Below are 12,044 nucleotides of genomic sequence, written 5' to 3'. Positions count from 1 at the left end.
GACGGGAACCCCCGGCTGAGGGACCCGTACACCCAGGCGCGCGGTGTGCGGACGGTCTTCGCTCCCCGGTGGTGGCTCCACCTTGACTGCGCCAGTCGCGTGGCCGCCAGCATAGCCCAGCCAGCATTGACGGAATTCCGTAAATCCGTAATCTAGATATATGAGGACCTTCCTGACGCACGTCGCCCGATTCAAGTCGGTGATCCTCCTGCTCGGCGTCGTGCTCTGCCTGTCACTGTTCCTGCACGACGTCATCTGGGTCCTGGTCGCCGGGGCCACGCTGACGGCCGGCGGCTACGCCCTGATGCTCGTCGTCCACCCGGGACGGCTGACGCCGGACCGCTTCGCCGGCCGGCCGCTCGGCACGGAGGCGTCGGACGGCGAGGGGCCGCGGGAGGACGGAGCGCCGCGGGCGATCGCCTCCCCGGTCGAGGGGCGCTGGATCGTGGTGAACGGCCCGGCCGACAAGGTGCCGAGCCACGGCATCGACGCCTACGGCCAGACCTACGCCGTCGACCTCGTCCACCATCCGGAGGAGGACCGCGACTGGTCGGCCCTGCACGCCTGGCCTCTGGCCCGGCCCGCCGCCTCGTTCCCGGCCTTCGGCCGGCCGGTGCACGCCCCGGCGGACGGCGTCGTCGTGCGCGCCTCAGGGCGGCACCGCGACCACTGGAGCCGCAACTCCTGGCCCGCCCTCCTCTTCCTCTTCGTGGAGGGCTCCGTGCGCGAGCTGGGCGGCCCCGGCTTCCTCTTCGGCAACCATCTGATCATCGACCTGGGCGACGGCACCTACGCCGCGTTCGCCCATCTCAGGCGCGGCTCCCTGCGGGTGAAGCCCGGCGACCGGGTGCGGGCGGGCGACCACATCGCCGACGTCGGCAACTCGGGCAACTCCTCCGAGCCGCACCTGCACTTCCACCTGATGGACCACCAGCGCGCCCTGATCGCGGGCGGGGTGCCGTTCGTGCTCGACCGTTACGAGATCGACGGCGAGGAGCGGCGCGGGGTCCCGCACAACAACCGCCCCTTCACCGCCACCCGTCACGGGGGCGGAGCCCGGCCGGCGGTGACGGGCGCTGGTGATCGTGAACGATTTTGAGATGAGAACGTGATGAAAAATCAACGGAAAGGCGGGATCCGGTCTCGGGCAGTACGCGTGACCCACTAGGGTCCCTGGATGACCAAAACCGGACATCACTGCCCGCCTGTCCCGGTCTCCGCGTCATCCCGTCCCCCCGACGGCGGCACGCGGACCGGGGCTCCGGGCACGGTCCGGCTGGGCTGGCTGGACGCCCTGCGCGGGCTCGCCGCCCTCACGGTCGCCTTCCACCACGGCACGGCGCGCTTCACGCCGGCCTTCCACAACGACATGCTCGCGTGGTTCGACCCCGGGTTCGCCGGTGTCCTGGTCTTCTTCCTGGTCAGCGGCTACATCATCCCGGCCTCGCTGGAGCGTACCGGATCGCTCCGCCGGTTCTGGATCAGCCGGGCCTTCCGGATCTACCCGCTCCTGCTGGTCGCGCTCGGCGCCACCCTGCTGCTCAACCCGGTGGTCACGACGCTGGCGCCGGGCCGCTGGGACGCCTTCGACCCGGCCACGCTGATCGTCTCCCACCTGACGATGCTCCAGGACCTCCTGGCCGTGCCCAGCGCGATCGGCCCGCTCTGGACGTTGTCGTACGAGATGGTCTTCTACTTCCTGGCCACCGCGTTCTTCGCCGTGGGCCTGCACCGGCGCTCGGCCGCCATCTCGCTCTCGTTCGCCCTGACCGCCGTCGTGCTGGGCGGCGTGCTGCCCTCCGCGGCGGCGCTGGCCTCGTTCGGCCTCCCGGTCGACAAGGTCGTCCTGGCGACGGGCGTGACCTTCGTGCTCGCGATCGGGCTCGCGTGCGCGCCCCATCCCGGGCTGCGCCGGGCCGGCACCATGCTCGGCGCGACGGTGGGCCTGGGCCTGCTGCTCTTCAACGCCCGCGTGCCGGCCTGGGAGGGCCTGATCATCCTCGCGGTGATGTTCCTGGGCACCGCGATCTACCGCGCCGAGCAGCGCCAGGCCGGACGCCGCTTCGTGGCGATCACCATCGGCGTGGTCTTCACCTCGGCCTGCGGCCTGGGCGTCGTGCACCTGTCGGCGTGGGGTTCGTGGACCACCGACTGGGCCGTCCGGCGGGCCTGGCTGACGGCCGTGATCGTCACCGCGGTCGCCTTCGCGATCGGCTACGCCCTGCGCCGCCGGACCATGCCCGCCTCGTTCGTCTGGCTGGGCACGATCAGCTACTCGGTCTACCTGCTGCACCCGATGTTGCTGCTCATCCTGAAGACGATCATCGCCCCCACCGGCACCGACCAGTGGGTCCTCATGACCGTGTTCACGGCCCTCCTGCTCCCGGTCTGCCACCTCACCCAGCGCTGGGTGGAGGCTCCCGCCCAGCGCCTGGGCCGGCGGCTCGCCCGCCGCGCGGACTCCCCGTCCGCGGGGCCGGGCCTCGCCGCGGCCGCCCCTGGCCCGGAGCTGGCGATGGCGGGCACGTCCGAACGTTCCTGACCCTCTCCCCCTCCCCCCTCCCGCCTCCCGCACGGCAAGCGAAAGGCCCGGCTCCCTGAGGGAACCGGGCCTTCTCGCTGGTGTGCCGCCGGTCTCGGGCCGTCGGCCGCGCCGGTGTCAGGCGCGGGCCGCGGCCTCCATGGCGGCCTTCACGGCGGCGCGCTTCTTGCGCAGCTTGGCCAGAGCCTCCTCGAGGATGGCCTCGCCGTCCTCGTCGCTGCGACGCTCCTTCACGTACGCCAGGTGCGTCTTGTAGGGCTCCGTCTTGGGCGGAGCGGGGGGGTTCTGCGCGTCCTGGCCCGCCGGGAACCCGCAACGCGGGCAATCCCACGTGTCGGGCACCGCGACGTCGGTCGCGAAGCTGGGGCGGGTCTCGTGCCGGTTGGCGCAGTAGAATGTCACCCATACGCGGGGGGCCGCGTCCCCGCGCTCGGCCTCTCCCATCGGCCCTGCTCCGACACGACTGCCCCGAATCGCGTTGCCACTACCCACGGACTACTCCTCGCTCAAAGTTCCGCTGCCGCATCGTCGCCGTGGTCACCGAAGGGCGCACGGTCGGACGTTCGCGGCGATCGTTCTTGTGTTGGCGGTCCGGCTCAGCCCGCCTGGCCCTTGAAGAGCAGGCCGAGGACGATGATCGAGGCGAACCAGATCACGCCCGTTCCGATCGTCAGCCGGTCGAGGTTGCGCTCCACCACGGACGAACCGCCCAGGGAGGAGGAGACACCGCCGCCGAACATGTCGGACAGGCCGCCGCCCTTGCCCTTGTGCATCAGGACGAGGACCACCATCAGCAGGCTCGTGACGATGAGCACGATGGACGTTGCGATGATCACAGCAGTTGCGCCTCTTCTGGCCACCCCCGCTGGCGCGGGGCTTGTCGTATTCAAGGACGGAGGGTCGAGCCGGGCGGTTTACCCGTCAGCTACGAAGGGTACGACGAACTCTTCGCTGGTTCGTCAAGAACCCCCATGTCGTTGCCGAATTGATCAGAACTGATCAGCCTTCAGGTGACCGGCAGATCCCGATAACGGCAGATCTTGACGAACTCACCCGGGTCGAGGCTGGCACCTCCGACCAGGGCGCCGTCCACATCCGCCTGGGCCATGATCCCGGCGATGTTGGCGCCCTTCACCGACCCTCCGTACAGGATACGGACGGAATCGGCGATCTCGCCGTCATACAGTTCGGCGAGCCGCCCGCGGATCGCCGAGCAGACCTCCTGGGCGTCCTGCGGGGTGGCGACCTCGCCGGTGCCGATCGCCCAGACCGGCTCGTAGGCGATCACGATCGTCCTGGCCTGCTCGGCGGTGATCTTCTCGAGAGCGCCGTCGACCTGCGCGAGCGTGTGGGCGACGTGGGTGCCCGCCTTGCGGACCTCGAGCCCCTCGCCGACGCACACGATCGGCGTCAGCTCGCTGGCCAGCGCCGCCTTCGCCTTGGCGTTGACCACGGCGTCGTCCTCGTGGTGGTACTGGCGGCGCTCGGAGTGCCCGACGGTCGCGTACGAGCAGCCCAGCTTGGCCAGCATCGCGCCGGAGATCTCGCCGGTGTAGGCGCCCGAGGCGTGCTGGGAGACGTCCTGCGAGCCGTAGGCGATCTGCAGCCGGTCGGCGTCCACCAGCGTCTGCACCGAGCGGATGTCGGTGAACGGCGGCAGCACGGCGACGTCGACGGCGTCGTGGTCGGCCTCCTTGAGGCCGAACGCCAGCTTCTGCACCAGGGCGATCGCCTCGAGGTGGTTGTTGTTCATCTTCCAGTTGCCGGCCATCAGCGGCTTGCGCCCGGACGGGGTCTTCGGGGCCATGCGTCAGTCCTCCAGAGCCTGCAGGCCGGGGAGCGTCTCGCCTTCGAGGTATTCGAGGCTGGCGCCGCCGCCGGTCGAGATGTGGGAGAAGGCGTTCTCGTCGAAACCGAGCGTGCGCACGGCCGCGGCGGAGTCGCCGCCGCCGACCACGGTGAAGGCGCCGGAGTCGATCAGACCCTGGGCCACCGCGCGGGTGCCGTGCGCGTAGGGCTCCATCTCGAAGACGCCCATCGGGCCGTTCCAGAAGACCGTCCTGGTGCCCGCCAGCCGGGACGCGAAGAGCTTGCCCGACTCGGGGCCGATGTCGAGGCCGAGCCGGTCGGCGGGGATCGCGTCGGCGGCCACCACGTCGTGGTCGGCGTCGGCGGCGAAGGCCGTGGCGGCGACGATGTCGACCGGCAGCACGAACTCCACGCCGGCCTCATCGGCGCGGCGCAGGTAGTCGCGGACGGTGTCGAGCAGGTCCTCTTCGAGCAGGCTCTCGCCGACCTCGTGGCCCTGGGCCTTGAGGAAGGTGAAGACCATGCCGCCGCCGATGAGGATGCGGTCGGCCTTGCCGAGCAGGTTGTCGATCACGCCGAGCTTGTCGGACACCTTGGAGCCGCCGAGCACGACCGCGTACGGCCGCTCGACCTCGTCGGTGAGCTTCCGCAACACCGCGACCTCGGTGGTGATCAGGCCGCCGGCCGCGTGCGGGAGCCGCCGCGCGACGTCGTAGACGCTGGCGTGCTTGCGGTGCACGGCGCCGAAGCCGTCGCTCACGTACGCCTCGGCCAGGCCGGCCAGCCTGTCGGCGAAGGCGCCGCGCTCGGCGTCGTCCTTGCTGGTCTCGCCCGCCTCGAAGCGGAGGTTCTCCACGAGGGCCACCTGGCCGTCGGCGAGGCCCGCCGCGGCGGCCTGGGCGGAGTCGCCCACGACATCCGTGGCGAACGTGACGTCCGTGCCGAGCAGCTCGCCGAGCCGCGCGGCCACCGGGGCCAGCGAGAACTCCGGCTTCACCTCCCCCTTGGGGCGGCCGAGGTGGGCGCAGACGACGACCCTGGCGCCCTTGTCACGCAGCGCCCGGATGGTCGGCAGGCTGGCCCTGATCCGGCCGTCGTCGGTGATCTGCCCGTCCTGGAGGGGGACGTTGAGGTCCGAGCGGACCAGCACCCGCTTCCCGGCGACGTCGAGATCGTCAATGGTGCGCATCGAAATGCGGTGTCCTTCCGGATACGACGCCGCCGTGATCACGAACGGCCCGGAGCGGGTCTCGTGATCACGGCGGGACGGGTGGCTGTCAGAGGCTGGAGCCGACCATCTTGACCAGGTCGACCAGGCGGTTGGAGTAGCCCCACTCGTTGTCGTACCAGCCGACGACCTTGACCTGGTCGCCGATGACCTTGGTCAGCCCGGAGTCGTAGATGCAGGACGCCGGGTCGGTGACGATGTCGGAGGACACGATCGGGTCGTCGGTGTAGGTCAGGTAGCCCTTGAGCGGGCCCTCGGCGGCGGCCTTGAACGCGGCGTTGACCTCGTCCACGGTGACCTCGCGGCCCAGGGTGGCGGTCAGGTCGGTCGCGGAGCCGGTCGGCACCGGGACGCGCAGCGCGTAGCCGTCCAGCTTGCCCTGGAGCTCGGGCAGCACCAGGCCGATGGCCTTGGCGGCGCCGGTGGAGGTCGGGACCACGTTGAGGGCGGCGGCGCGGGCGCGGCGCAGGTCCTTGTGCGGCGCGTCCTGGAGGTTCTGGTCCTGGGTGTAGGCGTGGATCGTCGTCATCAGGCCCTTCTCGATGACGAAGTTGTCGTGCAGCACCTTGGCCAGCGGGGCGAGGCAGTTGGTGGTGCAGGACGCGTTGGAGATGACCGTGTGGGCCGCCGGGTCGTACTTGTCCTCGTTGGCGCCCAGGACGAGGGTGATGTCCTCGTTCTTGGCCGGGGCCGAGATGATGACCTTCTTGGCGCCGTTGTCGGCGTGCACCTTGGCCTTGGTCGCGTCGGTGAAGAAGCCGGTCGACTCGACGACGATGTCGACGCCCAGGTCGCCCCACTTGAGGTTGGCCGGGTCGCGCTCCTCGAACGCCTTGATCGCCTTGCCGCCCACGATGATCTCGTCGGCGGTCGCGCTGACGTCCTCGGGGAAACGGCCCAGGATGCTGTCGTACTTGAGCAGCGTCGCCAGCGTCTGGTTGTCGGTCAGGTCGTTGACCGCCACGACCTCGATGTCGGCCCCGCTCGCCTTGATCGCGCGGAAGAAGTTGCGGCCGATGCGGCCGAACCCGTTGATGCCTACTCGGATGGTCACGGAACGACACTCCTCGTAACGTCGATGCCTGCGTCAGACCGGGGAGCCGCCCGGGGCCCCTCCACCAGCGACCCTACCGAACGGAGGACCCGCGCATCGCCACCGGTGCCGTGTGATCTGGCGGGTGAGTCGCACTCCCCCACGTGAGGGATGACATTCTCCAAGGTAAAGGTCTAGACCACTACGTCTAGACCAATCTCTCCCCGCCCTGAGAATTCCACCGGACCCCCGCCACAACCGTGCTCGGTGACCCGTTCGAGGTGACACGCCGTAGACGTTCCGGCGAATGCGGGTCGTCCGGAAATCAGCCGGAAGTCGCGCCGGCACGCGTGAAGCGGCCGCCCGCGTCCCCGTGCGGGGGCGCGGGCGGCCGTCACCGCCGGAGCATGATGATCAGGGCGAGAGCATGTCGGCCGTCAGGTTGGCCTCGGTGCCGGGGACGCCCTGGTCCTGGGCTCGCTTGTCGGCCATGGCCAGCAGACGCCTTATACGGCCGGCGATGGCGTCCTTGGTGAGCGGCGGGTCGGCGAGCTGGCCCAGCTCCTCCAGCGAGGCCTGCTTGTGCTCCAGGCGCAGCCGGCCCGCGTTGACCAGGTGCTCGGGAGCGTCGTCGCCGAGGATCTCCAGGGCGCGGGCGACCCGGGCCCCGGCCGCGACGGCGGCGCGGGCGGAGCGGCGCAGGTTGGCGTCGTCGAAGTTGGCCAGCCGGTTGGCGGTGGCCCGGACCTCGCGGCGCATGCGGCGCTCTTCCCAGGCCAGGACGCTGTCGTGGGCGCCCAGACGGGTCAGCAGAGCGCTGATCGCGTCGCCGTCGCGGACGACGACGCGGTCGACCCCGCGGACCTCGCGGGCCTTGGCGTGGATCTTGAGCCGGCGGGCGGCGCCGACCAGCGCCAGCGCGGCCTCGGGGCCGGGACAGGTCACTTCGAGCGACATCGAGCGGCCGGGCTCGGTGAGCGAGCCGTGCGCCAGGAACGCGCCGCGCCAGGCCGACTCGGCGTCGCAGGCCGCCCCCGCGACCACGTGCCGGGGCAGCCCGCGAACGGGACGGCCGTTGTTGTCGATCAGTCCGGTCTGCCGGGCCAGTGACTCGCCGTCACGGAAGACCCGCACGACGTAGCGGTTGCCCTTGCGCAGGCCGCTCGGCGCGAGCACCACCACGTCCGAGGTGTGCCCGAACACCTCGGCGATGTCCTTGCGAAGCCGCCGGGCGGCCGAACCCGTGTCGATCTCGGCCTCGATCACGATCCGACCGCTGACCAGGTGCAGGCCTCCGGCGAAACGCAGCAGCGTCGACACCTCGGCCTTGCGGCAACACGGCTTCATGACGGACAGCCTGCTCAGCTCGTCCTTCACCACACCGGTCATCGCCATAGATGAACCCTCCCCCATTGGAACTTCCAGCAGTCTGGCCGATCGCGGCCCGCGCGGTTGTCAGTCAGCGAATATCTGTACGAAGGCTTGGGCCAGCAGGGTGGGATCATGACGTGGCGACCCGTCCGCGGCCGCGACGTCGGCCAGGGCCAGCCGCCCGCCGAGCGCCTGCACGGCCTTGTCGAGGGCCGGGGGATCGTCCACCACGCCGCGGTCGGCCAGGACCACGTCGATCCGCAGGTCGGGTGCGTGCGCCTGCAGCACCTCGAGATGGGTCTGCGGCGAGAAATCGTCGGTCTCCCCCGGCTGCGGCACCAGATTCAAGGCGACGATCCGCCGCGCGGGGGTGTTCGTCAAGGCCCGGGCGAGCTCGGGGACCTTGAGATGCGGCATCACGCTGGTGAACCAGGAGCCCGGGCCGAACACCACCCAGTCGGCCTCCTCGACGGCCTCCAGGGCCTCGGGGCACGCGGGCGGATCTTCGGGAACGAGCGACACGCTGAGGACGGTACCCGGTGTCTTGGCGCAGGCGACCTGGCCCTTGACCCGGGAGATCGCCTCGGGACGCGCCGGATCGGCGCCGCGGACCTCGGCGACGATGTCCATCGGGACCGAGGCCATGGGCAGGACGCGGCCGTGCGCGCCCAGCAGGCGACCGACCCAGTCGAGCCCCTCGACGGCGCCCTTGGCGCCCAGCAGCTCCCAGAGCGCGACGATCAGCAGGTTGCCGACCGCGTGGTCGTGGAGCTCGCCCTGGCTGCGGAAACGGTGCTGGACGACGTCGCGCCAGGTCTGGCCCCACTCGTCGTCACCGCACAGCGCGGCCAGCGCCATGCGCAGGTCGCCGGGCGGGAGCACGCCGAGCTCCTTGCGCAGCCGGCCGCTGGAGCCGCCGTCGTCGGCGACCGTGACCACCGCGCTCAGCCGGTCGGTGACCCGGCGCAGCGCGGACAGGGCCGCGTACAGGCCGTGGCCCCCGCCGAGCGCGACGACCTTGGGCCCAGGGGGGTTCACCGTGCCGCTCGTCTCCTCGCTCCGTACCTGATCGGAGAGCTCACTCACGGCCGAGGTCACGATGGGCGACCTGGACCTCGATGCCCTCGTCCCGCAGGCGCGAGGCGAGCTGCTCCGCCATGGCAACACTACGGTGTTTGCCGCCCGTGCACCCCACGGCGAGCGTCACGTAGTGCTTGCCCTCGCGCTCGTAGCCGTCGGTCAGCAGGCGCAGCACCTCGGTGTAGGCGTCGAGGAACTCCTTGGCGCCGCGCTGGGCGAGCACGTAGTCGCGGACCGGGGCGTCGCGGCCGGTCTTGGGCCGCAGCTCGGGCACCCAGTGCGGGTTGGGCAGGAAGCGGCAGTCGACGACCAGGTCGGCGTCGACGGGCAGGCCGTACTTGTAGCCGAACGAGAGCACGGTGGCGCGCAGCCGCGACTCGCCGGTGTCGTTGCCGAAGAAGCCGACGATCTTGGCGCGCAGCTGGTGGACGTTGAGGTCGCTGGTGTCGAGCACCAGGTCGGCCTCGGCCCGCACCTCGCGGACCAGCTGGCGCTCGCGGCCGATGCCCTCGGTCAGGGTGCCGTCGCCCTGCAGCGGGTGCGGGCGGCGCACGCTCTCGAACCGCCGGACCAGCGCCGCGTCGGAGGCCTCCAGGAAGACCACGCGCGGGTGCACGCCGCGGGCCTCAAGCTCCTCGATCGAGGAGTGCAGGTCGTCGGTGAACGCGCGGCTGCGCACGTCGACCACCACGGCGATGCGCGGCACCGCGTCCTTGACCCGGCCGCCCAGGTCGGCCATCGTCGCCAGCAGCCCGGGCGGCAGGTTGTCGACCACGAACCAGTCGAGGTCCTCCAGCGCCTTGGCGGCCGTGCTGCGGCCCGCCCCGGACATGCCGGTGACGATGACGATGTCCGGGACCTTCGTCTCGGCGGTCATCTCGGCTCCCCCCTGTGCTCCCCGTCGTCGGTGCCCGTCGCGATGGGCGCCCCGCCCAGAGCGGCGGAGATCTGCCGCGCGCTCTGCAGGCCGATGCCGGGCACCTCGGCGATCTGCTCCGGTGTCGCTTCCTTCAACCGTTTGAGCGACCCGAAATGTTTCAGCAGGGCCTTGCGGCGGGCCGGGCCCAGACCGGGAACGTTATCGAGTTCGCTGGCCGTCATGGACTTGGAGCGCCGCTGGCGGTGGAAATTGATGGCGAACCGGTGGGCCTCGTCACGGACCCGCTGGACGAGGTACATGCTCTCGCTGTTGCGCGGCAGGATCACCGGGTCGTCGTCGCCGGGCAGCCAGAGCTCCTCCAGCCGCTTGGCGATGCCGCAGACCTCGACGTCGTCGATGCCGAGCTCGTCGAGCGCCCGCTGCGCCGCGGCGACCTGCGGCGGTCCGCCGTCGACGATCACCAGGTTGGGCGGGTAGGCGAACTTGCGCGGCCTGCCGGTCTCGGGGTCGATGGGCTGGTGCGCCCCGGCGTCCTCGAGGTCGTCGAGGTCGTCGCCGGCGAGGGTGTCGAGCTCGCCCGCCCGCTCGCTCTCGGCGAGGTAGCGCTTGAACCGGCGCGTGATCACCTCGTGGATGGACCGGACGTCGTCCTGCCCCTCCACCGCCTTGATCGTGAAGCGCCGGTATTCGCTCTTGCGGGCGAGGCCGTCCTCGAAGACGACCATCGAGGCGACCACGTTGGTGCCCTGAAGGTTGGACACGTCGTAGCACTCGATGCGCAGCGGCGCCTCGTCCAGCTCCAGCGCCTCCTGGAGCTCCTGCAGCGCCTTGCTGCGGGTGGTCAGGTCGCTGGCGCGGCGCGTCTTGTGCTGCTTGAGCGCCTCCATCGCGTTGCGCTGGACGGTCTCCATCAGCGCCTTCTTGTCGCCGCGCCGGGGCACCCTGAGCCGCACCGGCCCGCCGCGCTGCTCGGCCAGCAGCTCGGTCATCGCCTGCTCGTCCGGCGGCAGCGCCGGGACGTAGACGTCGCGCGGCACCGAGTCGCTCTCGCTGTAGATCTGGATGAGGAAGTGCTCGACCAGGTCGGCGGTGGTGACGGCCTCGACCTTGTCGACGACCCAGCCGCGCTGCCCGCGGATGCGCCCGCCGCGGACGTAGAACACCTGCACGGCCGCCTCGAGCTCGTCCTCGTAGAAGGCGATCATGTCGAGGTCGGTGCCGTCGGCGAGCACCACGGTCTGCTTTTCGAGCGCGCGTTCGAGCGCCCGGATGTCGTCGCGCAGCCGCGCGGCCCGCTCGTACTCCTGCGATGCCGCGGCTTCGCGCATCAGGCGCTCCAGCCGCTTGGTGAAGCGCGAGGTGTTGCCCGCCATGAAGTCGCAGAAGTCCTCGGCGAGCAGCCGGTGCTCCTCGGGCGTCACCCGGCCCACGCAGGGGGCCGAGCACTTGTCGATGTAGCCGAGCAGGCAGGGCCGGTCGAGCTGGCGCTGGCGCTTGAAGACCCCGGGCCGGCAGGTGCGCACCGGGAAGACGCGCAGCAGCTGGTCGACCGTCTCCCTGATCGCCCAGGCGTGGGAGTAGGGCCCGAAGTAACGGACCCCCTTACGTTTGGCGCCGCGCATGACCATCACCCTCGGGAACTCCTCGTCGAGGGTGACCGCCAGATACGGATAGGACTTGTCGTCGCGGTAACGGACGTTGAACCGGGGGTCGAACTCCTTGATCCAGGAGTATTCGAGCTGCAGCGCCTCGACCTCGGTGCCCACCACGGTCCAGTCGACCCTGGCGGCGGTCTGCAACATCGTCTGCGTCCGCGGGTGGAGGCCGGCGAAGTCGGCGAAGTAGGAGTTGAGCCGCGAGCGCAGGCTCTTGGCCTTGCCCACGTAGATGACCCGGCCGTGCTCGTCGCGGAAGCGGTACACCCCCGGCGAGTCGGGAATGGACCCCGGGGCGGGTCGGTAGGTCGCCGGATCTGCCACGCCAGAAAGCCTAGTGGGCGCGCCCGACAGTCTGCGCGGGCTCGCCGCCGCGCCCGGCGGGGTGATCCAGATCTCGTTCCAGATCCGGCCGAGTGGAAAGAGACCCCCGGTGGCTTTGCAAG

General features: G+C 70.8%; 11 protein-coding genes and 1 riboswitch. Of the genes, 2 read left to right on the top strand and 9 right to left on the bottom strand.

Features of this window, described 5'->3' with window-relative positions; genetic code table 11:
- Positions 1 to 23: 23 nt before the first annotated feature.
- Positions 24 to 109: riboswitch (ZMP/ZTP riboswitch) on the bottom strand.
- Between the two features lie 51 nt (positions 110 to 160).
- Positions 161 to 1,099 carry a M23 family metallopeptidase gene (locus ABZ810_RS24290; RefSeq protein WP_358406708.1) on the top strand — a complete coding sequence of 313 codons (939 nt, stop codon included), beginning with the start codon at positions 161 to 163 and terminating at the stop codon, positions 1,097 to 1,099.
- Between the two features lie 78 nt (positions 1,100 to 1,177).
- Positions 1,178 to 2,542, top strand: coding sequence for an acyltransferase (locus ABZ810_RS24285; RefSeq protein ID WP_358406706.1), 1,365 nt, complete (start codon positions 1,178 to 1,180; stop codon positions 2,540 to 2,542).
- Positions 2,543 to 2,659: 117 nt separating this feature from the next.
- Here the strand turns inward: ABZ810_RS24285 and ABZ810_RS24280 are convergent, their stop codons facing one another.
- From ABZ810_RS24280 to uvrC, 9 genes are all read right to left on the bottom strand, one after another.
- Positions 2,660 to 3,034: an RNA polymerase-binding protein RbpA gene (locus ABZ810_RS24280; protein WP_358406704.1), complete on the bottom strand. Its 375-nt coding sequence runs from the start codon at positions 3,032 to 3,034 to the stop codon at positions 2,660 to 2,662.
- 104 nt (positions 3,035 to 3,138) lie between these two features.
- A complete protein-coding gene (gene secG, locus ABZ810_RS24275; protein ID WP_358406701.1) occupies positions 3,139 to 3,378 on the bottom strand; it encodes a preprotein translocase subunit SecG in 240 nt (79 codons plus the stop codon).
- A gap of 170 nt (positions 3,379 to 3,548) precedes the next feature.
- On the bottom strand, positions 3,549 to 4,349 hold the full coding sequence (gene tpiA, locus ABZ810_RS24270) for a triose-phosphate isomerase (RefSeq protein ID WP_358406700.1): 801 nt from the start codon (positions 4,347 to 4,349) through the stop codon (positions 3,549 to 3,551).
- A gap of 3 nt (positions 4,350 to 4,352) precedes the next feature.
- The gene (locus ABZ810_RS24265; RefSeq protein WP_358406697.1) at positions 4,353 to 5,540 is read right to left on the bottom strand and encodes a phosphoglycerate kinase; all 1,188 of its coding nucleotides are present in this window, start codon (positions 5,538 to 5,540) and stop codon (positions 4,353 to 4,355) included.
- An 88-nt stretch (positions 5,541 to 5,628) separates the two neighbouring features.
- Positions 5,629 to 6,633, bottom strand: a complete 1,005-nt coding sequence (gene gap / locus ABZ810_RS24260; RefSeq protein WP_358406694.1) for a type I glyceraldehyde-3-phosphate dehydrogenase — start codon at positions 6,631 to 6,633, stop codon at positions 5,629 to 5,631.
- Between the two features lie 393 nt (positions 6,634 to 7,026).
- Positions 7,027 to 8,007 (bottom strand): DNA-binding protein WhiA, encoded by a 981-nt coding sequence (gene whiA / locus ABZ810_RS24255; protein WP_358406692.1) that lies wholly within the window; start codon positions 8,005 to 8,007, stop codon positions 7,027 to 7,029.
- Positions 8,008 to 8,067: 60 nt separating this feature from the next.
- Positions 8,068 to 9,021 (bottom strand): uridine diphosphate-N-acetylglucosamine-binding protein YvcK, encoded by a 954-nt coding sequence (yvcK, locus tag ABZ810_RS24250; protein ID WP_358406689.1) that lies wholly within the window; start codon positions 9,019 to 9,021, stop codon positions 8,068 to 8,070.
- Positions 9,022 to 9,061: 40 nt separating this feature from the next.
- Positions 9,062 to 9,940, bottom strand: coding sequence for an RNase adapter RapZ (rapZ, locus tag ABZ810_RS24245; protein WP_358406686.1), 879 nt, complete (start codon positions 9,938 to 9,940; stop codon positions 9,062 to 9,064).
- Positions 9,937 to 11,922, bottom strand: coding sequence for an excinuclease ABC subunit UvrC (gene uvrC / locus ABZ810_RS24240; RefSeq protein ID WP_358406684.1), 1,986 nt, complete (start codon positions 11,920 to 11,922; stop codon positions 9,937 to 9,939). The genes rapZ and uvrC overlap by 4 nt, the downstream gene beginning before the upstream one ends.
- Positions 11,923 to 12,044 lie beyond the last annotated feature (122 nt).

Origin of the sequence: Spirillospora sp. NPDC047279 (genome assembly GCF_040643285.1) — a bacterium.
GTDB lineage: Bacteria > Actinomycetota > Actinomycetes > Streptosporangiales > Streptosporangiaceae > Spirillospora.
This window is presented reverse-complemented; position numbering and strand designations above follow the sequence as displayed.

Bases quoted from the DNA above. Each gene is read 5' to 3' on its own strand.
- ABZ810_RS24290 (WP_358406708.1), top strand. From the start codon at position 161: ATGAGGACCTTCCTGACGCACGTCGCCCGATTCAAGTCGGTGATCCTC.
- ABZ810_RS24285 (WP_358406706.1), top strand. From the start codon at position 1,178: ATGACCAAAACCGGACATCACTGCCCGCCTGTCCCGGTCTCCGCGTCA.
- tpiA (WP_358406700.1), bottom strand. From the start codon at position 4,349: ATGGCCCCGAAGACCCCGTCCGGGCGCAAGCCGCTGATGGCCGGCAAC.
- ABZ810_RS24265 (WP_358406697.1), bottom strand. From the start codon at position 5,540: ATGCGCACCATTGACGATCTCGACGTCGCCGGGAAGCGGGTGCTGGTC.
- whiA (WP_358406692.1), bottom strand. From the start codon at position 8,007: ATGGCGATGACCGGTGTGGTGAAGGACGAGCTGAGCAGGCTGTCCGTC.
- rapZ (WP_358406686.1), bottom strand. From the start codon at position 9,940: ATGACCGCCGAGACGAAGGTCCCGGACATCGTCATCGTCACCGGCATG.